This window comes from Mycolicibacterium alvei, from assembly GCF_010727325.1.
GTDB lineage: Bacteria > Actinomycetota > Actinomycetes > Mycobacteriales > Mycobacteriaceae > Mycobacterium > Mycobacterium alvei.
Window position 1 is genome coordinate 4980806 of the sequence record NZ_AP022565.1, and the last position, 21627, is coordinate 5002432.

The window sequence follows — 21627 nt, forward strand, 5'->3', positions numbered from 1 at the left end:
ACTCAGATTGAAACTAGCCCGCGTGCACCACGATGGGTGCGGGCACCCCGGTTGAGCGGCGCCACAGCCTGCTGACCCCGCCCAGCCGGGTCAGCAGTGTCCGGGTGTCGGCGGCCCCGGATTCCAGCGCCGCGTCACCGTCCCACTCGCCGAGAACAGTGCACAGCGCGGGTAGCAACTGCTTGGCCGCCAGTGCGTAGCCTGCCGCTGACGGATGGAACATGTCCTCGGAGAACAACAGGTCAGGGGCCTTGTAGAACTCCGGTGCCAGCAGATCGGAGAACGGCACGGGAAAGCCGCCTGCGGCCCGTACCGCCCCCGCCTGGGCGCGGGCCAGACGCAGGCCGCGGGTGCGGGCGTACCAGCGCAGCGGCTGCGGGATCGCGGTGATCACGCCGAAGTCCGGGCAGGTGCCGACCACGACGACGGCTCCCGCCGAGCGCAGTCGGCGTACCGCGGCGCCCAGTCGGTGCGCCGAGGCCCCGATGCCGTTGGGTTTGGTGATGTCGTTGGCGCCGATCATGATCACCGCGGCATCCGGTGGCGGCCCCGCCACGAACATGGCGTCGATCTGGCCGGACAACCCCTTGGACGTGGCGCCGACAATCGCCTTGGTACTCAAGCGGACTCGCTTGTCGAACTGATCGGCCACACCCCGGGCGATCAACACCCCGGGCACCTCATCGGGGACGTGGCAGCCGTATCCGGTCGCCGTGGAGTCGCCGAAGATCATCAGGTGCACGTCGAAGGGGACTCCGCGTTCCCACTTCTCGACCGGGCCGCCGCCGGGGACATACACACCGTCGGCGCGGGGCGGGACGTCCCAGGCCTTGGGGATGACCTGACGAGCCTTGTCCGCCTGTCCGCTCAACAGATTGCGTGCCCCGATGTAGGCCGAAGCCGTAGATGCCACCACCGCGGCGGCGAGGCTAATGGTCGACCGACGCGCCATGCGTATGCCCACGAGATGAGTCTAGGTGGATGCGACGGGTTATCCGCGTGGCGCATCGCCCGTGCCGGTCACGGTGCTGTATCAAGTCCGGTATCAATTCAGTTTATTTGACTGTTGAACTGTTTACGGATGTCAAGCTAAGTTACCCGGGTTGTCTGAGTGACGAAGCTCACCTAGTACTACAAAGACGTAGGAGGTGGTGACCATGACTGCACCGAGCAAGGTGTCCAGGACCCATTATGCCGGCATCAGCCCAGCTAGGGCATACCGCGGGCGTAGGTTTCCGGTCAGCGACGGCGGGCCGGTCGAGGCGGTCGAGGACGGCCCGAGCCTGGCAGGCCGATTGGCTTCGCTGGCGGCAACGCTGACAATCAAGCCGGTCTTGGCAATCGGTAGCCAGGCGCCGCATCTGCCGTGGCCGTTCGGGCTGCTCGACTTCGCCGCCCGGGTGCTCCGGCAGCCGCCGGGAACCATCAAGGCCACCATCGCGCTACCCAACTGCAACGCCCACCTCGTACGTGCCGACGGTGTGCTGCCGGCAGACGGCAAGCGCAGCGTCGTCCTGTACCTGCACGGCGGGGCGTTCCTGGCCTGCGGGGGCAACACGCACTCGGGGGTCGTGACCGCACTGTCGGGTTACGCCGACAGCCCGGTGCTGGTGGTCGACTACCGCATGCTGCCCAAGCACTCGGTGGGGACCGCCATCGACGACTGCTACGAGGGCTACCAGTGGCTGCGGTCGGCCGGTTACGAGCCGCACCAGATCGTCCTGGCCGGTGACTCGGCGGGCGGCTACCTGTCGCTGGCGCTGGCCGAGCGCCTGCTCGACGAGGGAGAGGTGCCCGCCGCCCTGGTCGCCATGTCGCCGCTGTTCGAGATCGACAGCGAATCGCGGGCCAACCACCCCAACCTGCACACCGACGCGATGTTCCCGGCCAAGGCCTTCGACGCTCTCCTGGCGCTCATCGAGACGGCGGCCAAACGTGCAGGAGAAGGCGTCTACGAGCCGCTCGATCACATCGAGCCCGGTCTGCCGCGCACCCTGATCCACGCGTCCGGGTCGGAGGCATTGCTCAGCGATGCGCGCAAGGGGGCGCACATGCTGGCCGCCGCGGGTGTCCCCGTCGAGCTCCGAATCTGGCCCGGACAGATGCATGTCTTCCAGCTTGCGTCGCCTTTCGTGTCCGAGGCCAAGCGTTCTCTGCGCCAGATCGGGGAGTACATCCGAGAGGCGACCTGGTAGGCGATCGGCTGGCCTGAGACCATAGACGTATGCGTATAGCCAGGCACATCAGTGAGCTCATCGGCAATACCCCGCTGGTACAGCTGAACTCGGTTGTCCCCGAAGGCTCAGGCATGGTCTTGGCCAAGATCGAGTACCTGAACCCCGGCGGCAGCTCCAAGGACCGCATCGCCGCCAAGATGATCGATGCCGCCGAGGCCAGCGGTCAGCTCAAGCCCGGCGGCACGATCGTCGAGCCGACGTCGGGTAACACCGGGGTCGGGTTGGCGCTGGTGGCCCAGACGCGCGGCTACAAGTGCATCTTCGTCTGCCCGGACAAGGTCAGCGAGGACAAGCAGAATGTGTTGCGCGCTTACGGCGCCGAGGTCGTGGTGTGCCCGACGGCGGTGCCGCCGGATCACCCGGACAGCTACTACAGCGTCTCCAACCGCCTGGTCGAGGAGATCGACGGCGCCTGGAAGCCCGACCAGTACTCCAACCCGATGGGGCCGGCCAGCCACTACGAGACCACGGGTCCGGAGATCTGGGCCGACACCGACGGCACGGTCACACACTTCGTGGCCGGGGTCGGCACCGGCGGCACCATCACGGGCACCGGGCGCTACCTGAAGGAGGTGTCCGACGGCAAGGTCCAGGTGATCGGCGCCGACCCGGAGGGCTCGGTGTACTCCGGTGGAACCGGACGCCCGTACCTGGTGGAAGGCGTCGGCGAGGACTTCTGGCCGTCGGCCTACGACCCCGCGGTTCCCGACGGGATCATCGCCGTGTCCGACTCCGATTCGTTCGACATGACGCGGCGGCTGGCCCGCGAAGAGGCGCTGCTGGTCGGCGGATCCTGCGGCATGGCGGTGGTGGCCGCACTTGAGGTGGCACGCAAGGCCGGTCCGGACTCGGTCGTGGTGGTGCTGCTGCCCGACGGCGGACGCGGCTACCTCTCGAAGATTTTCAACGACGCCTGGATGTCGTCCTACGGATTCCTGCGCAACCGGTTGGACGGGTCGATCGAGCAGTCGACCGTCGGCGACGTGCTGCGTGGCAAGTCCGGGGCACTACCGGATCTGGTGCACACCCACCCGTCGGAAACCGTCCGCGACGCGATCGGCATCCTGCGCGAGTACGGCGTCTCGCAGATGCCGGTGGTCGGTGCCGAGCCCCCGGTGATGGCAGGCGAAGTGGCCGGCAGTGTGTCCGAGCGCGAGCTGCTGTCGGCGGTGTTCGAGGGCCGGGCGAAACTGGCCGATGCGGTGGCCGAGCACATGAGCCCGCCGCTGCCGCTGATCGGCGCGGGGGAGCTGGTCTCGACCGCCGCCAAGACGCTCAGTGAGTGCGACGCGGTGATGGTCGTCGACGACGGTAAACCCGCCGGTGTGATCACCCGTCACGATCTGCTCGGGTTCCTGTCCGAGGCCGGTGGGCGGCACTAGGCACGGCCGGGCGCATTGCGCCGCGTGAAATGCCTTGTCTCCATCAACGACCGGCCCACTGTGCCCGGCGAACACGCTCGTTTTGTCCTGCCAAAGGTGGTTGACGATGCGTAATCTGCCTGTGGAGCAGTCTGGCCATCTAGGTGCCGGCAGAACGTAGCGTCCGCCCGCGCGGAGCGCTATCGGCAGATGAGGAGAGCTTTCGACGTGACCGATCAACCGCCCCCGCCCGGGAATTACCCGCCGCCGCCGGAGGGTGGCCACCCGCCGCCGCCCCCCGGGGGCAGCTACCCGCCGCCGCCGCCCTCCGGTGGCAGCTACCCGCCACCGCCGCCCTCCGGTGGCAGGTACCCGCCACCGCCGCCCCCCGGTGGCAGCTACCCGCCACCGCCGCAGGGTGGCGGCTATCCGCCTCCTCCGCCTCCCGGTGCCGGTGGCTACCCGCCTCCCGGTGGCTACCCGCCTCCCGGTGGCTACCCGCCTCCCGGTGGATTCCCGCCGGCCGGCTACGGGGCCCCCGGCTACCCACCCGCAGGCGGACCCGGATTCGGCGGCGCTCCCTACAACGTCGGTGATGCCTTCTCGTGGGCCTGGAACAAGTTCCTCAAGCATCCGGCTGAGCTGATCGTGCCGGGACTCGTGTACGGAGCCGCTATCAGCGCCGTCTGGGTCATCTTCACGCTGATCGCGAACGCGGTGTCGCCCGACACCGCCAGCAGGTACGAGTCCTACGACGACGGCTTCAGCTTCTCGGCGTCGACCGATCTCGGGATCGCCGGCGGCGCCGTGATGCTCGTCGCGGGAATAGTGCTGTTGGTCATGAGCGGTTGGATCGCGGCGGCTTACACCGCGGGGTTGCTCGACATCGCCGACGGACAGCCCGTGACGATCGGATCGTTCTTCAAGCCGCGCAACGTCGGCAACGTGATCCTTGCGACCGTGATCGTCGGTCTGATCACCTTTGCGGTCGTCGCGGTGCTGTTCCTGCCTGCGATGCTGATGCCGGGGCTCACCTTCTTGAGCATGCCGCTGGCCTGGATCGCCGAGATTCTTCTCGGTGTCCTGTTCCTGTTCACGACGGTTGCAGCCGTGGATCGCAATCTCAAGGGCGTCGACGCGGTCAAGGCGAGCTTCGCGATGGTCAAGCCCAAATTCGGCACCGTGCTGCTCACGGTGCTCGTGATGGTGGCGATCGCACTCGTCGGGTCGATCCCGTGCGGGCTCGGCCTGATCGTGGGAATCCCGTTGATCCTGCTGATTCAGGTCTACGCCTGGCGTCGGCTCAGCGGCGGCCCGGTGGCACCGCTGACCCCGTAGAAGAACCGATCTCAGCGCCCACGGCGCGTACGGCAGAAATGCCTGCGCCGTGGGCGCTGTGTTCCGTGACATCATTTCAGCTAGCCTGCCGACGCCGAATCGATATCGGAGTTCGGCGTATTCGAGAAAGTCGGGGCCCTCATGTCAATGCCGAATCCGCCCGGGGATTTCCACGGGATGCCGCCCCAGGGGTTTCCGCCCCAAGGGATGCCCCCGCAGGGGATGCCCCCGCAGGGGATGCCCCCGCAGGGGATGCCCCCGCAGGGGATGCCCCCGCAGGGGATGCCGCCCCAGGGTTTCCCTCCGCAGGGTGCGCCGCAATACGGTGGGTACCCGCCCCAGGGCCCGCAGGCCGGGTACCCGGGCCAGCCGCAGCCCTACGGTGCCTATCCCGCAGATCCGTCGGCGCCGTTCGGTCGCGATCCCCTCACCGGGGAGCCGCTCTCTGACAAACCAGCGATGACCGCCGGCCTGCTGCAGTTCTTCCTGGGCGGTTTCGGTGTCGGACGCTTCTACATCGGCTACACCACGATCGGCGGGGTTCAGCTGGGGCTGACCATCCTCGGCCTCATCACGTCCTGGCTGATCGTCGGGCTCTTCATCTGTCTCGGCGTCGGAATCTGGGCTCTGGTGGATTCGGTGATGATGTTCACCCGATCGATGCCCGACGCGAACGGGCGCAAGCTGCGTCCGTAGCTGACCGGCCGGGCACGCTTGCACCCACCCCGATAGGCTCGTCACGTTATGAGTGAACAGCGCAGGTGGCACGGTCTGGCCACAAAAGCCATCCACGCCGGTTACCGACCCGATCCGGGCACCGGAGCCGTCAACACCCCGATCTACGCCAGCTCGACCTTCGCCCAGGACGGCGTCGGCGGGTTGCGTGGTGGATTCGAGTACGCCCGTACCGGAAATCCCACCCGGCAGGCGCTGGAATCGGCGCTGGCCGCGGTCGAGGAAGCCGCCTACGGGCGCGCCTTCAGTTCGGGCATGGCCGCCACCGACTGCGCCCTGCGCGCGGTGTTGCGGCCCGGGGACCACGTGGTGATTCCCGATGACGCCTACGGCGGTACGTTCCGCCTCATCGACAAGGTGTTCTCGCAGTGGGGGGTCACCCACACCCCGGTCCCGCTGAGCGACCTGGACGCGGTGCGCTCGGCGCTCACCCCGCGGACCCGGTTGATCTGGGTGGAGACGCCCACCAACCCGCTGCTGAGCGTGGCGGACATCCCCGGGATCGTCCAGATCGCGTCGTCTTCGGGCGTCAAGGTGTTGGTGGACAACACTTTTGCCTCACCGGCACTGCAGCAGCCACTGCTGCTGGGTGCCGATATCGTGCTGCACTCGACCACCAAGTACATCGGTGGGCACTCGGATGTGGTGGGCGGTGCGCTGCTGACCAACGACGAGGAACTCGACGCGGCATTCGCATTCCTGCAGAACGGCGCCGGTGCCGTGCCGGGACCCTTCGACGCATACCTGACCATGCGTGGGCTCAAGACGCTGGTGCTGCGGATGCGTCAGCACAGCGAGAATGCCGCGCTGGTAGCCGAATTCCTCGAGGGCCATCCCGCCGTCGAGACCGTGCTCTATCCCGGTCTGGCCAGTCACCCCAACCACGATGTGGCGGCGCGGCAGATGTCCGGTTTCGGCGGCATGGTGAGCCTGCAACTGCGTGGTGGGCCTCGCGCGGCACGTGAATTATGCTCGCGCACTGAGCTTTTCATTCTCGCAGAGTCGCTCGGCGGGGTGGAGTCGTTGATCGAGTACCCAGGCGCCATGACGCATGCGTCGACTGCGGGCTCGCAGCTGGAGGTGCCCGACAACCTGGTGCGGCTGTCGGTGGGTATCGAGCATGCTGCCGACCTGCTGGCCGACCTGGAGCAGGCCCTCAAGTCCTGACGCGCCGGGAACGCTAGGCCATCAGGGCCGGGCGCAACGCCGATGTCGTCACTGCCAGATTCATCTCGGGCAGTGCCGACGCGGCGTCGTCCACCCAGATGCCCGTGGCGATTTCGGTGGACCGGGCATGTACCCAGCGCCAGCCCCGGTCGTTGAGGCTCAGTATCGCGCCCAGCCCGTCAACCGCATGCAGCAGGCAGATGATCGCGGCGATGGCCGGCACCGGGTTGTGGCCCTCGAACAGTGCGGCCAGCAGGGCCTCCCGAGCCCGGCTGACCCGGTCTCGGTTGGTCAGCGGCCAGCAGTAGACCGGCTTGCCCGGAAAACCTTTGCCGGGTGTGCGGACCCGGCGGATCTGACCGACGCGTTCCAGATGCTGCTCGAGGTTGAGCTGGGTGTGCTTGCCGAGCTTGGTCAGCGTGGACTCGGCCGACAATGGCCGGCGTTGCAGCAGTTCGAACGCCGGGTCTCCGATCGGATCGGCGGGCCAATCGCCGGCCAGCGCGATCAAACGGCCGGCCTCGATCGGTTCACCTGCCATGGCAGGGCGGATCCGGCAGGCATACGCCAAGTCCAGTAGTACTGCGGCGCTGAGTACTTTCTCCCGACGATGGCGGTCAAGCCCGGGCTGCGCGGCTGCGTTGTCCAGCAACAGCAAGAACAGGTCTTCGGCGATCTGCGCCATTTCCCCGACTGTAGTGCTTCCCCCGTACCGGCCCGTCAGTCGTGGTAGGGCTCGGCGCTGACCAGGGTGACCTTGACGGTGTTGCCGTTCGGCACGGTGTAGGTGCGCGACTCGCCGACCTTGGCGTCGATCAGTGCACTGCCCAGCGGTGAGTTGGGGGAGTACACCTCGAGCTTGCCGACGCTGATGCCCTCCTGGCGGGTGGCGATCAGGAACGTCTCGGTGTCGTCCTTCTTGTCGTCGTAGTACACCTTGACGACCGAGCCGGGCAGTGCGACACCGGACTGCTTGGGTGCCTCACCGACCTTGGCGTTGTTGAGGAGCTCCTGCAGCTGGCGGATGCGGGCCTCCTGCTGGCCCTGCTCCTCGCGGGCGGCGTGGTACCCACCGTTCTCGCGCAGGTCGCCCTCTTCGCGGCGGTCGTTGATCTCGGCGGCGATCACCGGCCGGTTGGCGATCAGCTGATCCAGCTCCACCTTCAACCGGTCGAATGCATCCTGAGTGAGCCAGGTGACCTGTGTATCGGTCATGTTCTCGTGCTCCCGTCTGTCCTGGTCATGCGGCGCTCCCACGCCTTCCCCGCATGCGAAGTCGTCGTTTCCGGGCCGGGCGCAGGTGTATTGCCGCGGGCTTCAGCACCTAACCGAGTGCTAATGCAGCAATACACGGCCCCAAGCCAGGAACCGTGTATCGCACAATCGTACCACCGAGACGCCGACGAATCTTCACCTAATCGCTGTCGGACGTTGGTTGCCGGCGTCGAGATCAGGGCGCTACCAGGTAGGACGGCACATCCGTCCCGCACCCGTAGACGTCGCCGATCACGGGAGGTCGGCTGGATTTCACGTCCGCGGTCACCTGCACGACCATCTGATCGGACGGGCCGACCAGGATCTCGCGTCGGCCGGTCTCGCTGCCGTCGATCGAGCGTGCCCGGACGATGCACACCACCGGTATCGAGGGGTCGGGACGGGTCACGCCGATCGTCACCGACACCGTCTGGTTGTCGATCAGTTCGTAGGCCGACAACTCGCCTTTGACCTCGCCGGTACCCAAGCGCTGGAAAGCCACGATCGCGAGGATCACACCCGCCGTCGCCACCAGGCCGACCAGTGCGAACGTGATCCACCGCCGGGTCCGGCGGGGAATTTGGCGGGATCCGTAGCGGGCGGCGGGGCGTTCGATCATCAGAACTGGAACTATAGGGCGAGACAGGTTGGCCACCGACGCCCAGGGAGCGGATCGACGGGTTGAGGGCGGCTGCGGGTAGGTATCGGGCATAGGTCAGAGGGCTCCGTAGTTAGATGAAAGCGAAATGAGTGAACTGCGGTTGATGGCGGTGCATGCCCACCCGGACGACGAGTCCAGTAAGGGTGCGGCTACCACCGCGCGCTACGCGGCCGAAGGTGTGCGCGTCATGGTCGTGACGCTCACCGGCGGCGAGCGCGGCGACATACTCAATCCGGCAATGGACCTCCCCGAGGTACACGGCCGGATCCACGAGGTGCGCCGTGACGAGATGGCCAAGGCGGCCGAGATCCTGGGCGTCGAGCATCGCTGGCTGGGATTCGTCGACTCGGGCCTACCCGAGGGCGACCCACTGCCCCCGCTGCCGGACGGATGCTTCGCATGCGTACCGCTCGTCCAGCCGGTCAGCCGTCTGGTCCAAGTGATCCGGGAGTTCCAACCGCACGTACTGACCACCTACGACGAGAACGGTGGCTACCCCCACCCCGACCACATCCGCTGCCATGAGGTCTCGGTTGCGGCCTATGAGGCGGCCGCAGACCACCGGCTGTACCCCGAGGTCGGGGAGCCGTGGAACGTCTCGAAGCTGTACTACAACCACGGCTTCCTCCGTGAGCGCATGCAACTGCTGCAGGACGAGTTCGCCAAGAACGGTCGGCTGGGCCCCTTCGGTAAATGGCTGGAACACTGGGACCCGGACCACGACCCGTTCGCCAAGCGGGTCACCACCCGTGTTGAATGCTCGAAGTACTTCAGTCAGCGTGACGATGCACTGCGCGCACATGCGACGCAGATCGACCCGAAAGGCGATTTCTTTCATGCGCCGATCGAGTGGCAGCAGCGGCTCTGGCCGACTGAGGAGTTCGAATTGGCGCGGTCGCGTGTGCCGGTGACCCTGCCGGAAGACGACCTGTTCACCGGGATTGAGAAATGATCGACACTTTGACCGCAGTGGTCACACTGCTCGCCGACGAGCCGCGAAATACCGGCCCGGAGTTCGGTAAGGCGACCCCGCTCGGCCTGTTGGTCACGGTGGCGCTGCTGATCGGCACCTTTGCGCTGGTGTGGTCGATGAACCGCCACCTGCGCAAGCTGCCCGAGTCCTTCGACCGGGAACACCCCGAGCCCGACCAGGCTGCCGACGAAGGCACCGCCGACGGCTCCGGTGACGGCGCAGTGAACGGCGCCCCCGATGACCGTCAAGGTCGGCCACGTGAGCCCGGTAGCGGGTAACACGCTCGGCGGGTCCACCAGCCCGTACCTGCGCCAGCACGCCGACAACCCGGTGCACTGGCGAGAATGGACGCCCGAGGCGCTCGCTGAAGCCGCCTCCCGGGACGTCCCCATCCTGCTGTCCATCGGATATGCGGCGTGCCACTGGTGTCACGTGATGGCGCACGAATCGTTCGAAGATGCCGACGTGGCCGCAGTGCTCAACGACGGATTCGTCTGCATCAAGGTCGACCGCGAGGAGCGTCCGGATCTGGACGCCGTCTATATGAACGCCACCGTTGCGCTCACCGGGCAGGGCGGCTGGCCCATGACCTGCTTCCTCACCCCGGCCGGCCGGCCGTTCTTCTGCGGCACCTACTACCCGAAGCTCGGGTTTCTGCAACTGTTGGACGCGGTCGCCGAAACCTGGCAGGACCGGCGCGACGAGGTCGAGCGGGCCTCCGATCAGATCGCCAACGAGTTGCGCTCGATGTCAGCTGGGCTGCCCGGCGGCGGCGAACCGGTGGGGCATGAGTTGTGCGATCACGCGGTGGCCGCTGTGCTGAACGACGAAGACATGTCGTACGGCGGCTTTGGGGGCGCACCGAAATTCCCACCCTCGGCGTTGTTGGAGGCGTTGTTGCGCCACCACGAACGCACGGGTTCGGCAGCGGCGTTGGGGGCCGTCGAGCGGACGTGCGCCGCGATGGCCCGCGGAGGGATCTACGACCAGTTGGCCGGGGGCTTCGCTCGTTACAGCGTCGACCCGCACTGGGTGGTGCCGCACTTCGAGAAGATGCTCTACGACAACGCGCTGCTGTTGCGGGTGTATGCGCACCTGGCCCGGCGTACCGGGGATCCGTTGGCGCGCCGGGTGACCGCAGAGACAGCCGCGTTCATCATGTCGGATCTGGGTGCGGGTGCCATGTTCACCTCCTCGCTGGACGCCGACGCCGGCGGACACGAAGGGCTGACCTACGTGTGGACGCCGGCTGAGCTGCGCTCCGTTCTGGGGGAGGACGACGGCGCTTGGGCGGCTTCACTTTTCGGTGTCACCGCGCGCGGCACGTTCGAACACGGTGCTTCGGTGCTGCAACTGCACCGCGATCCCGACGACGATGCGCGGTTCGCGTCGGTGCGTGCGGGACTATTGGCAGCCCGCGCCCTGCGGCCCCAACCGGCCCGCGACGACAAGGTGGTGACCGCCTGGAACGGCCTGGCCATCACCGCGCTGGCCGAAGCCGCGGTGGCACTCGAGCAGCCCGAATTACTCTCTGCAGCAGTCGGATGCGCGCGCCAACTGCTGGACCTGCACTTGGTGGACGGCCGGCTGCGTCGGGCCGGCCTGGGCGGCCGGGTGGGGGAGAGCGCGGCGATTCTGGAGGATCACGCGGCGCTGGCCACCGCATTGCTGACGCTGCACCAACTCGCCGGGTTCGGGCTGGACGAGGCCGTCGGCCTGCTGGATATCGCGCTCGAACACTTTGCCGATCCCGATCAGCCGGGCCGCTGGTTCGACACCGCCGACGACGCCGAGCCGTTGATGGTGCGTCCCGCCGACCCGATCGACGGTGCGACGCCGTCGGGCGCCGCGCTGATCGCCGAGGCCCTGCAGGCGGCGGGATATCTGACCGGCTCCCAGCGTTATGTGGATGCGGCACAGGCGACTCTGTCCTCGGCCACACCGATCCTGGCCCGCGCGGCCCGCTCGGGCGGGCACTGGCTCGCAGTGGCCGAGGCGCAGGTGAGTGGGCCGATCCAGATCGCGGTGGCCGGTGATCCGGCCTCGCCGCTGCTGTCCGCGGCGCGCCGGCTGGCCCCCGGCGGGGCTCTGGTGATCGGCGGCGCCCCAGGTGGCGCAGACTCCTCGCCGTTGCTCAAAGGGCGCGACCGGGTGGACGGCGCCGACGCGGCCTATGTGTGCCGTGGGACGGTGTGTGATCTGCCGGTCACGACGGTCGGGGATCTCGCGGTCTCGCTGGGTGGCCAACCGCCGGACGGTAGAAGTGGCGGCGTGTAGCCTCGCGGCCATGAGCCACGATGCTGCAACGCTGGAGTCCTTCGTCAAGCGCTATCTCGACACCGTCGCCGGCGGCTCCGCGGCCGACGTCGCCGCGCTCTACGCCGACGACGCGACGCTGGAGGACCCGGTGGGTAGCGGCGAGGTGCACATCGGACGCCAGGCGATCGAAGGCTTCTACAAGAACATGGAGGCAGCCGGCAGCATCGGCACCGAGCTGCTGCAGTTCCGCCCGGGTGGACACGAGGCGGCGTTCCTGTTCGCCATCACCATCGCCGGCGCGATGCGCATCGAACCGATGGAAGTCATGACGTTCGACGCCGAGGGCAACATCACGTCGATGAAGGCGTACTGGTCGGCGGCCGACATCACCCAGCTGTAGCTCAGAAGACGGCGAACCACATGGCGATGTAGTGGCAGATCGCCGCTACCGCCGTGCAGGCGTGGAAGAACTCGTGATGGCCGAACGTGGTCGGCCACGGGTTGGGCCACTTGAGCGCGTACAAGACGCCGCCGATGCTGTAGAGCGCGCCGCCGACGATCAGCAGCACCACCGCGGCCACACCGGCCCCGTGCATGATCGGCCCGATGAACCAGGCCGCGACCCAGCCCAACAGGATGTAGAGCGGGACGCCCAGCCAGCGTGGTGCTGACGGCCAGAACATCTTGAGCAGCACACCCGCGATCGCGCCACCCCAGACGATCCAGAACAGCACCATCCCTTTGGATTCGGGCAGCGCCAGCAGTGCGAACGGGGTATAGCTCCCGGCGATGAAGATGAAGATCATCGAGTGATCGAGGCGCTTCATCCACTTGCGGGCGTTCGCCGATCTCCAGGTCACCCGGTGATAGGTGCCGCTGACGGTGAACATCGCCACGATCGTGAAGGTGTAGAGCAGGGTCGCCAGGCCCGCGCGGGTGGACTCCACCGACCACGACACCGACACCAGGGCTGCCCCGGCGATGAACGCGACGATGGCCGAGTACACGTGGATCCAGCCCCGCGCGCGGGGCCTGCCCAGGAACTGGGCGACACCTTCGGCGACCGCCTCCGGCAGATCTTCCGCGGGCTTGCTCGTCGCGGCCGCTGAGCGGTAGGGCTTGGTGCTACCTGTCGGCGCAGTCATGTCACCTCCATTGAGAACCGTGGTGTACCCCGACGCTCACAGTAGTCTGGACTCTCGTGGACATCATTCCCCCGCGGCTCAAGGAACCGGCCTATCGGCTCTACGAGATGCGGTTGCGTCACGAACTGGCGCAGTCCAGATCCGAACTGCCTCGCCATATCGCAGTGCTGTGCGACGGGAACCGTCGCTGGGCGCGTGACGCAGGTTACGACGATGTCAGCATCGGTTACCGGATGGGCGCGGCCAAGATCGCCGAGATGCTGCGCTGGTGTCAGGCCGCGGGGATCGAGATGACGACGGTCTACCTGCTCTCGACCGAGAACCTGCAGCGCGACCCAGAAGAATTATCCGCCCTGATCGAGATCATCACCGATGTGGTCGAGGAGATCTGCGCCCCGTCGAACACGTGGAGCGTGCGCACCGTCGGTGACCTGGGGTTGTTGGGGGAGGAAACGGCCCGGCGGTTGCGTGACGCGGTGGAGAGTACGACGCCGGCAAGTGCTGCCACTTTTCATGTGAACGTCGCCGTCGCGTACGGCGGACGTCAGGAGATCGTCGACGCGGTGCGGGCACTGCTGTCCAAGCAACTGGCCGACGGGGCGACCGCCGAACAACTCGTGGAAGCGGTCACGGTCGAGGGGATCTCGGAGAACCTCTACACCTCCGGCCAACCCGACCCAGATCTCGTCATTCGCACCTCGGGTGAGCAACGGCTGTCCGGATTCCTGTTGTGGCAGAGCGCATATTCGGAGATGTGGTTCACCGAGGCGCACTGGCCCGCGTTCCGTCGCGTCGACTTCCTGCGCGCCCTGCGCGATTACACCGCCAGGCATCGTCGCTTCGGAAAGTGAGACACTGGGGCCATGGCTGCGCTGTCGGCAGTGGTCTTCGCGCTCAGCTGGTGGCTGGGCCTCTACCTGCTCGCCCGCGACCCGGGTAAACCGGTCCTGGTTCTCGCGTCGCTGGGGCTGACCAGTTTCGCGGGCGTCGTCGCGCTCGATGCGGTCCGGTTGGTCACCGGCTCGGAAGTGCTCAGCCGCATCGAGATCTATCTGGTGGCGCTGCCGGGCATCGCCTGGTTCGCGGTGATGGTCGAGCTTGCCCGCCCGGCGGATTCCTTCCGGTCGCGGGTGGGTGAGATCGCCGCGATCTTTGCCGTCGCGGTCCTGGCCTTCGCCGGGGCAGGGCTCGCGGGCAGCGTCGACGGCCCGCTGCGGACCGGGCACTGGGTGATGTTCGCGGTCATCTCGCTGTCCGCGCTGGGCGCCATGGTCAAGGCCGTGGTCGGCGGCGCCAAACCCGGGTCGGTGGTGGGCTTCATCATCGTGGCGACGCTGTTTTTCGCGCTGGGTAACGCGATCCTGGTGATCCCACTCGGGTTGGTTCCTAGCTGGCTGGCCTTGGCCTCCACCGGATTCGACGTCGCGCTGCTCGGGGTGGCGGTCGCGATCTGGGATGCCTTCGACGAAGGTCAGGCGCTCCGGGCGGACATGCGTCGTTCGATCATCGGCACGCTGGTGATTGCCGTGCCGTTCGCCGCTCAAGCCCTGATCGGGATGATCGTGCTCGACGCCGGTACCGGCCGTACCGTCATGACGATCCTGCTGTTCACCAGCCTGGCCGTCGCGGTCGCGGTGGAGGTACTGGCCGATCCGCTGGCCGGCCTGTTCGACCGGCTGGCCTTTTCCCGGTCTCCGGACCTGCGTGCCGACCGTGAAGTGTTGCGCCAGACCGAGGCTGCACTGCCGCTGCGATCGGATCACCCGCTGGGCGGTATCGACGACGACGCCTTCACCCGGCTCACCCGGCGCGCGTTGGGCCACTACGGCGATCTGTCCAAGCTGGTCGCCAGCCCGTTGACCTCGCTGCCCGTCATCGACGCCCGGCTCGCCCGGCGCGGGGCACCCGATCAGCCACTGGAACGCGCGAACGAACTCAAGGCGCTGCTGGCCGACCGCATCTCCGCGCTCAAGCCCCGCGACGGCGGCGACTTCGGCACCACCGAGCAATGGCGCCACTACAACTCGCTGTACTTCCCGTACGTCGTCGGGGTCCGCGCCTACGCGCAGAACGCCACCGCCGCGGGGCTCGACCCGGTGGCGCGGCAGGCCTGGCAGTGGTTCGTCACCGAGGTGCCGCAGCGGTCGCTGCACAACTGGCAGAACGCCGCGGCGCGCGTGATCGCCGCCGACCTGCGTGGCGCCTTGGTGACCGCCAACGACTGACGCCCCCACCGCCTCAACCGGGCTGACCTGGGCTTGGCAGTGCTTGGCAGTGTTTGGCGTCGATCTGGCAGCGGCTGGTGAGCAGTGTCGGAGGTGTTCCACCAATCGACACGCTCATCGCCGAGGAGTCTGAGATGACCGCGACCCTGCACCGAACATTCACCGACCCGACAACCGCGACGGCGTCGGGAGATTCCCTGCTGCGCTTCGCCCTGCGGGCTGATGCCACCGTGTGCGCCGGCGTCGGCCTGCTCGTGGCCATGGCCGCCGATCGACTGGCGCGCATCGCAGGCCTGTCGGCCACCGCCGGGTGGGTCGTCGGAGCCGGCCTGGTCGGCTACGGTGCGCTGCTGTACGTCCTGGCCGCGGCCCCGCGCATCCGGACGGTGGGCATCGCAGTCCTCGCCGGCAACGTGGCATTCGCGGTCGTGACGGTCATCGCGATCGGGGTCGGCTGGTTGGCCTTGACCGGGACCGGCGATGAATTGGTACTCGGATTCGTCAGCGCCACCGCCGTCTTGGCCTGGCTGCAGTACCGCGGAGTGCGCCGTCTGGCGTGACTCCTTGCCGAGCCGGTGCGGGGTGCCGCCGCAAGAGGTTACGGCGCGTATCCCCGCACCGTGCTCCACCGCACGACGTCAATGCACGACAAAGAAATCACACCGGAGAGAAGGAGAATCATGACCGCCATCACCGCCACCGGATCCACCGCCACCAGGAAGGGAACCGATTCGCTACTGCGCCTGGCCATGCGGGTCGACGCAGTATTCGTGGGCATCGTCGGGATCGTGCTGCTGGCCGCAGCCGGGTACTTCTCCGACCTCACCGGGCTACCGAAATCGGTCGAATACGGCGTCGGCATCTTCTCGGTTGTCTACGGCATCGTGGTGTTCGCGCTCGCGGGCATCGAGCGGGTGCGTCCCGCCGGCATCGGCACCGTGATCGCCAACGCGGCCTGCACTGTGATCGCCCTGATCGCCGTCTTCACGATGGCACTCACCACCGCGGGCGTGGTGGTCGTCATCGCCACCGGCATCTACACGCTGGCGATGGCCGAGTGGCAGTACGTCGGGGTCAAACGGATCCCGGCCTGACCGACCTGCGATCGCCCAGAGCCGGTGCGGCTCTGGGCGATCTGCGTGCCTGGCAGATAAGCGGCGACCGGAACTGCGCTGGTCACAACTTCCGCAGTCGCAGCCGGTTGATCGCGTGATCGGCGTCCTTGCGCAGCACCAGGGTGGCGCGCGGCCGGGTCGGCAGGATGTTCTCGATCAGGTTGGGCCGGTTGATGGAATGCCAGATATCGCGGGCGGCGAACACGGCCTGCTCATCGGTCAGGGTCGAGTAGTGATGGAAGTGCGACGCCGGATCGGCGAACGCTGTCGAGCGCATCGTCAGGAACCGCGAGATGTACCACTTTTCGATGTCCTCGATACGTGCGTCGACATACACCGAGAAGTCGAACAGGTCCGAGACCATGAGCGCCGGCCCGGTCTGCAGAACGTTGAGGCCTTCCAGGATCAGGATGTCCGGATGCCGCACCACCTGCTTCTCGCCCAGCACGATGTCGTACAGCAGGTGTGAGTACACCGGCGCACAGACTTCGTCGGCGCCGGATTTCACCGCGGTGACGAACCGCATCAACCCGCGCCGGTCGTAACTCTCCGGGAAACCCTTGCGGTGCATGAGGTTCCGGCGGTTGAGCTCCTTGTTGGGGTAGAGAAACCCGTCGGTGGTCACGAGGTCGACGCGGGGGTGGTGGCCCCAGCGGGCCAGCAGGGCCTGCAGCACACGGGCAGTGGTCGACTTCCCGACTGCCACGCTGCCCGCCACGCCGATGACGAACGGCACCGGCCGGTCCGGATTCTGCTGCGGCTCGCCGAGGAACTCCGACGTCGCGGCGAACAAGCGCTGCCGGGCGGCCACCTGAAGGTGGATCAAACGGGCCAGGGGCAGATAGACCTCTTCGACCTCGAGGATGTCGAGTTTCTCGCCCATACCGCGCAGGCGCAGCAGTTCGTCCTCGGTGAGTTTCAGCGGTGTCGACATGCGCAGTGCACGCCATTGACTTCGGTCGAACTCCACATAGGGGCTCGGCTCGCTGGGCCGCGGCATCCGATCAGTCTTACATCTACGGTTGGGGGCATGGCTAACGGGATCGAGAAAAAGACGGGCTCCGGAACCGGCATGGTGACGGACTCGGCCACTCTCATTCGCGAATATCTGCTCCTCGGCCTGCGCTTCGACCGGGTTGAGGAGGGGTATGTCGACTCCTTCACCGGGGACCCGCAGCTGCGCCGTGCGGTCGAGAACGAGCCCGCGCCCGACCCGGCCGATCTTGCTCGGCAAGCGGATCGGCTACTGACCCAGATCCCAGACGACCTCGATGGGGACCGCGCCGAATACATTGCCGCGCATCTGAGAGCGCTCAACTGCGCGGGCCGACAGTTCGCCGGTGAGCAGGTCGGATTCGTCGACGAGGTGCAGGCCTATTTCGACGTGCGGATCAGCAAGGGCGACCCGGAGAAGTACCGGCAGGCCCACGCAAAACTCGACGACGCGCTCGGGGGTACCGGCCCACTGGCCGCGCGTATTCAGGCACACCGCACCGGAGACGAGATCCCGCCGGCCCGGCTGGAGGAGTGCATCCATGCGTTCTCCTCGGCCCTGCGCGACAAGGTGCGCGCCGCCTACCCGCTGCCGGAAACGGAGACCGTCACCTATGAGGTGGTCACCGACAAACCGTGGTCCGGATTCAACTACTACCTGGGTGACTACAAGTCCACCGTCGCGGTCAACGCCGACCTCAAACAGCAGATGGCCAACCTGCCCCGGCTGGTGGCTCACGAGTCCTACCCAGGCCATCACACCGAGCACTGCCGCAAGGAAGCCGGCCTGGTGGCCGGTCAAAATCAACTGGAGCAGACGATCTTTCTCGTCAACACCCCGCAGTGCCTGATGGCCGAGGGCCTGGCCGACCTCGCGTTGCATGCCATCGTCGGGCCGGGTTGGGGCGCGTGGGCGGCCGATATCTACGCCGATCTGGGGCTTCGGTTCGACGGGGAGCGCGCCGAGGCGATCTCGGAGGCGGTGGCCGGGCTGGCCGACGTGCGCCAGGACGCCGCGTTGATGCTGCACGACGAGCATCGCGACGTCGACGAGGTGGTGGAGTTCCTCGGGCGCTGGCTTCTGGTCGGCGGTGACCGGGCCAGGCAGACGCTGCGGTTCTTGTCCTCGCCGCTGTGGCGGGCCTACACCAGCACCTACGTCGAGGGGTACCGGCTGCTGCGGGGGTGGCTCGACGACCGACCCGATGGCGTCACGATGACCCAACGCTTCGGGCGGCTGCTCGACGAGCCGCTGATCCCGTCCACCCTCCGGAGCGCGTCATAGCAAACTCCTGGACATGATTTCCCGCGTCGCCGAAGCGGTAGCACAGCGGTTTGCCAGTTTAGTGGCCGACGTCGCTGTTTCTGCTCCAGGTGAGCTCTGCCTCAATCGCTTGATCGGCTTTGTTACTGATCGGTAACATGGTTGCCGAGGGGCCCGGCGAAGCAGCCGGGTCACGGCAAGGGAATGAACATGTCAGCAACACCCGGGAAACGGAACAGCATCACGCGCATCGCCGGCATCGTCGTGGCGGCCGGTGCGATGGGGTTCGCCGCCATCGTCGGCCCCGCGGCAGTCGCCGATGCCAGTCCCGTCACGAAGGTCGGCAGCGATCCGGTGGCACCGGCCAAGCCCGGCGGCAAAAAAGCTCCGGCCACAAAGGTCGGTAGCGATCCGGTGACGTCCATCGTCACCGGCATCGCCGGCGGAGCCGGCGTCCCAGGTGTCCCCGGCATCCCCGGCGTCGAGATCCCGCCGCTGGTCAGCCCGTGGCCCGGAGGCGCGTGGGCCGGTCACGACTGGAGCAAGGGGTGGCCCGGCGGCGGTTACGCCAACGGCACCGCCGGTGGTGGTTTCGCGCACGGCAAGGGCGGTGGCGCGCTGATCCACGGCAAGGCCGGCGGCGGGTGGCTCCACCGCGGCTGATCGCAGCCCGCCAAACCGGCGGACCAACGGGTCGGCCCCCGGTTTTTTGCGAGATGCCAGTCGTCGGCGCAGGTGTCCTGGCTTTGCTGAGAGCGATCTCTGGTGTTCTGTAACCTGATCCGCCGACTTTGTTGCGCCTGCGGTGGGCTGGTTCCTGAAAATCCCAGTTGAAAAGGCAAGTACTGACCTTGATTCGCTGTTCGTCGGACTCTCGATTCCTGGCGTACCGGTACCTTGATCGGGCTCGCTAGCCGGGCGTAAAATATTTGCTGAGCATCGTGCGACGTACCGAGCGGCAGCAAGGGGTCGACATGACTACAACGAGCACGAAATCGAACCGGGTCAAGCGCATGGCCGGTGCGGTCGTGGCGGTGGGCTCGATGGGCCTGGCCGGGTTGCTGGCCGGACCTGCGATGGTGACCAATGCCGATCCAGTCGTGGTTTTGAACGGCGAGACGGTGGCCCCGCCAAAGCCTCCTCCTCTCGTGAGCCCGTGGCCAGGCGGCGCGTGGGCCGGCTGGGATTGGAGCAAGGGGTGGCCCGGTGGTGCCTGGGCCGGTCACGACTGGAGCAAAGGGTGGCCCGGTGGCGCCTGGGCCGGTCACGACTGGAGCAAGGGGTGGCCTGGCGGCGGTTATGCCAACGGCAAGGCCGGTGGCGCGTGGAACCACAAAAAGTGATCTGACCGCCGGCGGCCGTCGGGTCAACCCGGCCCGGGACCGTCGAGCTGACCCGCCCCGACTAGGCTAAACGGCATGGCAGCAGATTCGTCATCCACCTTGCCCGCGGCTTCCGGCGCGGATTACGCCGAGACCTCAAGTGCCGCCTACCAGGCAGCGTTGCAGGTCATCGAATCCGTCGAGCCCCGGGTCGCGGCAGCTACCCGCAAAGAGCTTGCCGATCAACGCGATTCACTCAAGCTGATCGCCAGTGAGAACTACGCTTCCCCGGCCGTGCTGCTCACCATGGGCACCTGGTTCTCCGACAAGTACGCCGAGGGCACGGTCGGGCACCGCTTCTACGCGGGCTGCCAGAACGTCGACACCGTCGAGGCGCTGGCCGCCGAGCACGCGCGTGAACTGTTTGGCGCCCCCTACGCCTACGTCCAGCCGCACTCCGGCATCGATGCCAATCTGGTTGCCTACTGGGCCATCCTGGCCACCAAGGTGGAGGCACCGGGCCTGGCCGAACTGGGCGCCAAGCACGTCAACGACCTGTCCGAGGCGGACTGGGAGAAGCTGCGGGCCAAGCTCGGCAACCAGCGTCTGCTGGGTATGTCCCTGGACGCCGGCGGGCACCTGACGCACGGTTTCCGGCCCAACATCTCCGGCAAGATGTTCCATCAGCACAGCTACGAGACCAACCCCGAGACGGGTTTCCTGGACTACGACGCGGTGGCCGCCGCGGCCCGTGAGTTCAAGCCGTTGGTTCTGGTCGCCGGTTATTCGGCGTACCCGCGCCGGGTGAACTTCGCCAAGATGCGCGAGATCGCCGACGAGGTGGGCGCCACCCTGATGGTCGACATGGCGCACTTCGCCGGCCTGGTCGCGGGCAAGGTGTTCACCGGTGACGAGAACCCGGTGCCGCACGCCCACGTCACCACGACCACCACGCACAAGTCGCTGCGCGGCCCGCGCGGCGGCATGGTGCTGGCCACCGAGGAATTCGCCCCGGCCGTCGACAAGGGCTGCCCGATGGTGCTCGGCGGGCCGCTGAGCCATGTCATGGCGGCCAAGGCCGTTGCGCTGGCCGAGGCGCGTCAGCCGGCGTTCCAGACCTACGCCCAGGCGGTCGCCGACAACGCCCAGGCGCTGGCCGACGGCTTCGTCAAGCGGGACGCGAGCCTGGTCACCGGTGGCACCGACAACCACCTGGTGCTGCTCGACGTGCGTTCGTTCGGCCTGACCGGCCGCCAGGCCGAGTCCGCGCTGCTGGACGCGGGTGTGGTCACCAACCGCAACGCGATCCCGGCCGATCCGAACGGCGCCTGGTACACCAGCGGTGTGCGGTTGGGTACGCCCGCGCTCACCAGCCGCGGATTCGGCGCCGACGACTTCGACCGGGTCGCCGAGCTGATCGTCGAGGTGCTGTCCAACACGCAGCCCGAGGGGACGTCGAAGGCCAAGTACAAGCTCGCCGACGGCACTGCTGATCGGGTACACGCCGCCTCTGCGGAGCTGCTCGACGCGAACCCGCTGTACCCGGGCCTCACCCTCTGAGTCGGGGCGCTCGACATC

The 21627-nt window shown here is 67.3% G+C and carries 23 protein-coding genes; 17 read left to right on the top strand and 6 right to left on the bottom strand.

Annotated features, from left to right (window positions below; all coding sequences use genetic code 11):
- Nucleotides 1-13 precede the first annotated feature (13 nt).
- A complete protein-coding gene (locus tag G6N44_RS23830) occupies nucleotides 14-964 on the bottom strand; it encodes an SGNH/GDSL hydrolase family protein (protein WP_163668310.1) in 951 nt (316 codons plus the stop codon).
- Between the two features lie 193 nt (nucleotides 965-1157).
- Between G6N44_RS23830 and G6N44_RS23835 the strand changes: the two genes are divergently transcribed.
- The 5 genes from G6N44_RS23835 (at nucleotide 1158) to G6N44_RS23855 (ending at nucleotide 6838) form a co-directional block, all read left to right on the top strand.
- The gene (locus G6N44_RS23835) at nucleotides 1158-2195 is read left to right on the top strand and encodes an alpha/beta hydrolase fold domain-containing protein (RefSeq protein ID WP_163668312.1); all 1038 of its coding nucleotides are present in this window, start codon (nucleotides 1158-1160) and stop codon (nucleotides 2193-2195) included.
- A gap of 29 nt (nucleotides 2196-2224) precedes the next feature.
- A complete protein-coding gene (locus G6N44_RS23840) occupies nucleotides 2225-3619 on the top strand; it encodes a cystathionine beta-synthase (protein ID WP_163668314.1) in 1395 nt (464 codons plus the stop codon).
- A gap of 207 nt (nucleotides 3620-3826) precedes the next feature.
- On the top strand, nucleotides 3827-4936 hold the full coding sequence (locus G6N44_RS23845) for a hypothetical protein (protein WP_163668315.1): 1110 nt from the start codon (nucleotides 3827-3829) through the stop codon (nucleotides 4934-4936).
- 147 nt (nucleotides 4937-5083) lie between these two features.
- Nucleotides 5084-5632: a TM2 domain-containing protein gene (locus G6N44_RS23850; protein WP_372508224.1), complete on the top strand. Its 549-nt coding sequence runs from the start codon at nucleotides 5084-5086 to the stop codon at nucleotides 5630-5632.
- Between the two features lie 48 nt (nucleotides 5633-5680).
- Nucleotides 5681-6838 (top strand): cystathionine gamma-synthase, encoded by a 1158-nt coding sequence (locus G6N44_RS23855; RefSeq protein ID WP_163668317.1) that lies wholly within the window; start codon nucleotides 5681-5683, stop codon nucleotides 6836-6838.
- 13 nt (nucleotides 6839-6851) lie between these two features.
- Here the strand turns inward: G6N44_RS23855 and G6N44_RS23860 are convergent, their stop codons facing one another.
- From G6N44_RS23860 to G6N44_RS23870, 3 genes are all read right to left on the bottom strand, one after another.
- A complete protein-coding gene (locus G6N44_RS23860; RefSeq protein WP_163668319.1) occupies nucleotides 6852-7523 on the bottom strand; it encodes a GOLPH3/VPS74 family protein in 672 nt (223 codons plus the stop codon).
- A 35-nt stretch (nucleotides 7524-7558) separates the two neighbouring features.
- On the bottom strand, nucleotides 7559-8053 hold the full coding sequence (gene greA / locus G6N44_RS23865; RefSeq protein WP_163668321.1) for a transcription elongation factor GreA: 495 nt from the start codon (nucleotides 8051-8053) through the stop codon (nucleotides 7559-7561).
- Between the two features lie 235 nt (nucleotides 8054-8288).
- Nucleotides 8289-8711 carry a DUF4307 domain-containing protein gene (locus tag G6N44_RS23870; protein ID WP_163668322.1) on the bottom strand — a complete coding sequence of 141 codons (423 nt, stop codon included), beginning with the start codon at nucleotides 8709-8711 and terminating at the stop codon, nucleotides 8289-8291.
- A 127-nt stretch (nucleotides 8712-8838) separates the two neighbouring features.
- Between G6N44_RS23870 and mca the strand changes: the two genes are divergently transcribed.
- The 4 genes from mca to G6N44_RS23890 are packed head-to-tail and all read left to right on the top strand — an operon-like array spanning nucleotide 8839 to nucleotide 12385.
- On the top strand, nucleotides 8839-9705 hold the full coding sequence (gene mca, locus G6N44_RS23875) for a mycothiol conjugate amidase Mca (protein ID WP_163668324.1): 867 nt from the start codon (nucleotides 8839-8841) through the stop codon (nucleotides 9703-9705).
- The gene (locus G6N44_RS23880; RefSeq protein WP_163668326.1) at nucleotides 9702-10004 is read left to right on the top strand and encodes a hypothetical protein; all 303 of its coding nucleotides are present in this window, start codon (nucleotides 9702-9704) and stop codon (nucleotides 10002-10004) included. Before mca ends, G6N44_RS23880 begins: the two co-directional genes overlap by 4 nt.
- Entirely contained in the window at nucleotides 9964-12003 is a 2040-nt protein-coding gene (locus G6N44_RS23885) for a thioredoxin domain-containing protein (RefSeq protein WP_163668328.1), read from the top strand. The genes G6N44_RS23880 and G6N44_RS23885 overlap by 41 nt, the downstream gene beginning before the upstream one ends.
- Nucleotides 12004-12013: 10 nt before the next feature.
- Nucleotides 12014-12385 carry a nuclear transport factor 2 family protein gene (locus tag G6N44_RS23890; protein WP_163668330.1) on the top strand — a complete coding sequence of 124 codons (372 nt, stop codon included), beginning with the start codon at nucleotides 12014-12016 and terminating at the stop codon, nucleotides 12383-12385.
- A gap of 1 nt (nucleotide 12386) precedes the next feature.
- Here the strand turns inward: G6N44_RS23890 and trhA are convergent, their stop codons facing one another.
- On the bottom strand, nucleotides 12387-13130 hold the full coding sequence (gene trhA, locus G6N44_RS23895) for a PAQR family membrane homeostasis protein TrhA (RefSeq protein WP_163668332.1): 744 nt from the start codon (nucleotides 13128-13130) through the stop codon (nucleotides 12387-12389).
- 56 nt (nucleotides 13131-13186) lie between these two features.
- Here trhA and G6N44_RS23900 point away from each other — a divergent pair, with 56 nt between their 5' ends.
- The 4 genes from G6N44_RS23900 to G6N44_RS23915 all read left to right on the top strand — a co-directional run bounded on the left by G6N44_RS23900 (nucleotide 13187) and on the right by G6N44_RS23915 (nucleotide 16449).
- Nucleotides 13187-13981, top strand: a complete 795-nt coding sequence (locus tag G6N44_RS23900) for a (2Z,6E)-farnesyl diphosphate synthase (protein WP_163668334.1) — start codon at nucleotides 13187-13189, stop codon at nucleotides 13979-13981.
- A 12-nt stretch (nucleotides 13982-13993) separates the two neighbouring features.
- The gene (locus G6N44_RS23905) at nucleotides 13994-15355 is read left to right on the top strand and encodes a hypothetical protein (protein ID WP_163668336.1); all 1362 of its coding nucleotides are present in this window, start codon (nucleotides 13994-13996) and stop codon (nucleotides 15353-15355) included.
- Nucleotides 15356-15489: 134 nt separating this feature from the next.
- Nucleotides 15490-15915, top strand: a complete 426-nt coding sequence (locus tag G6N44_RS23910; RefSeq protein ID WP_163668338.1) for a hypothetical protein — start codon at nucleotides 15490-15492, stop codon at nucleotides 15913-15915.
- A 120-nt stretch (nucleotides 15916-16035) separates the two neighbouring features.
- Nucleotides 16036-16449, top strand: coding sequence for a hypothetical protein (locus tag G6N44_RS23915; protein WP_163668340.1), 414 nt, complete (start codon nucleotides 16036-16038; stop codon nucleotides 16447-16449).
- A gap of 82 nt (nucleotides 16450-16531) precedes the next feature.
- Here G6N44_RS23915 and coaA read toward each other — a convergent pair whose 3' ends face one another.
- On the bottom strand, nucleotides 16532-17470 hold the full coding sequence (gene coaA, locus G6N44_RS23920) for a type I pantothenate kinase (RefSeq protein ID WP_163668342.1): 939 nt from the start codon (nucleotides 17468-17470) through the stop codon (nucleotides 16532-16534).
- Nucleotides 17471-17500: 30 nt separating this feature from the next.
- On the opposite strand from coaA, the gene G6N44_RS23925 reads away from it, so the two are divergent.
- The 4 genes from G6N44_RS23925 to G6N44_RS23940 all read left to right on the top strand — a co-directional run bounded on the left by G6N44_RS23925 (nucleotide 17501) and on the right by G6N44_RS23940 (nucleotide 21609).
- Nucleotides 17501-18748, top strand: coding sequence for a DUF885 domain-containing protein (locus G6N44_RS23925; protein WP_235682860.1), 1248 nt, complete (start codon nucleotides 17501-17503; stop codon nucleotides 18746-18748).
- Between the two features lie 189 nt (nucleotides 18749-18937).
- Nucleotides 18938-19390: a hypothetical protein gene (locus G6N44_RS23930; RefSeq protein ID WP_163668344.1), complete on the top strand. Its 453-nt coding sequence runs from the start codon at nucleotides 18938-18940 to the stop codon at nucleotides 19388-19390.
- 311 nt (nucleotides 19391-19701) lie between these two features.
- A complete protein-coding gene (locus G6N44_RS23935; RefSeq protein WP_163660029.1) occupies nucleotides 19702-20070 on the top strand; it encodes a hypothetical protein in 369 nt (122 codons plus the stop codon).
- A 75-nt stretch (nucleotides 20071-20145) separates the two neighbouring features.
- The gene (locus G6N44_RS23940) at nucleotides 20146-21609 is read left to right on the top strand and encodes a glycine hydroxymethyltransferase (protein WP_163668345.1); all 1464 of its coding nucleotides are present in this window, start codon (nucleotides 20146-20148) and stop codon (nucleotides 21607-21609) included.
- Nucleotides 21610-21627: the final 18 nt, after the last annotated feature.

Bases quoted from the DNA above. Each gene is read 5' to 3' on its own strand.
- G6N44_RS23940 (WP_163668345.1), top strand. From the start codon at position 20,146: ATGGCAGCAGATTCGTCATCCACCTTGCCCGCGGCTTCCGGCGCGGAT.
- G6N44_RS23915 (WP_163668340.1), top strand. From the start codon at position 16,036: ATGACCGCCATCACCGCCACCGGATCCACCGCCACCAGGAAGGGAACC.
- G6N44_RS23890 (WP_163668330.1), top strand. From the start codon at position 12,014: ATGAGCCACGATGCTGCAACGCTGGAGTCCTTCGTCAAGCGCTATCTC.
- G6N44_RS23840 (WP_163668314.1), top strand. From the start codon at position 2,225: ATGCGTATAGCCAGGCACATCAGTGAGCTCATCGGCAATACCCCGCTG.
- G6N44_RS23935 (WP_163660029.1), top strand. From the start codon at position 19,702: ATGACTACAACGAGCACGAAATCGAACCGGGTCAAGCGCATGGCCGGT.
- G6N44_RS23850 (WP_372508224.1), top strand. From the start codon at position 5,084: ATGCCGAATCCGCCCGGGGATTTCCACGGGATGCCGCCCCAGGGGTTT.
- G6N44_RS23885 (WP_163668328.1), top strand. From the start codon at position 9,964: ATGACCGTCAAGGTCGGCCACGTGAGCCCGGTAGCGGGTAACACGCTC.
- G6N44_RS23925 (WP_235682860.1), top strand. From the start codon at position 17,501: ATGGCTAACGGGATCGAGAAAAAGACGGGCTCCGGAACCGGCATGGTG.
- G6N44_RS23835 (WP_163668312.1), top strand. From the start codon at position 1,158: ATGACTGCACCGAGCAAGGTGTCCAGGACCCATTATGCCGGCATCAGC.
- G6N44_RS23860 (WP_163668319.1), bottom strand. From the start codon at position 7,523: ATGGCGCAGATCGCCGAAGACCTGTTCTTGCTGTTGCTGGACAACGCA.
- G6N44_RS23905 (WP_163668336.1), top strand. From the start codon at position 13,994: ATGGCTGCGCTGTCGGCAGTGGTCTTCGCGCTCAGCTGGTGGCTGGGC.
- coaA (WP_163668342.1), bottom strand. From the start codon at position 17,470: ATGCCGCGGCCCAGCGAGCCGAGCCCCTATGTGGAGTTCGACCGAAGT.
- mca (WP_163668324.1), top strand. From the start codon at position 8,839: ATGAGTGAACTGCGGTTGATGGCGGTGCATGCCCACCCGGACGACGAG.
- G6N44_RS23855 (WP_163668317.1), top strand. From the start codon at position 5,681: ATGAGTGAACAGCGCAGGTGGCACGGTCTGGCCACAAAAGCCATCCAC.
- G6N44_RS23930 (WP_163668344.1), top strand. From the start codon at position 18,938: ATGTCAGCAACACCCGGGAAACGGAACAGCATCACGCGCATCGCCGGC.
- greA (WP_163668321.1), bottom strand. From the start codon at position 8,053: ATGACCGATACACAGGTCACCTGGCTCACTCAGGATGCATTCGACCGG.
- trhA (WP_163668332.1), bottom strand. From the start codon at position 13,130: ATGACTGCGCCGACAGGTAGCACCAAGCCCTACCGCTCAGCGGCCGCG.
- G6N44_RS23880 (WP_163668326.1), top strand. From the start codon at position 9,702: ATGATCGACACTTTGACCGCAGTGGTCACACTGCTCGCCGACGAGCCG.
- G6N44_RS23870 (WP_163668322.1), bottom strand. From the start codon at position 8,711: ATGATCGAACGCCCCGCCGCCCGCTACGGATCCCGCCAAATTCCCCGC.
- G6N44_RS23910 (WP_163668338.1), top strand. From the start codon at position 15,490: ATGACCGCGACCCTGCACCGAACATTCACCGACCCGACAACCGCGACG.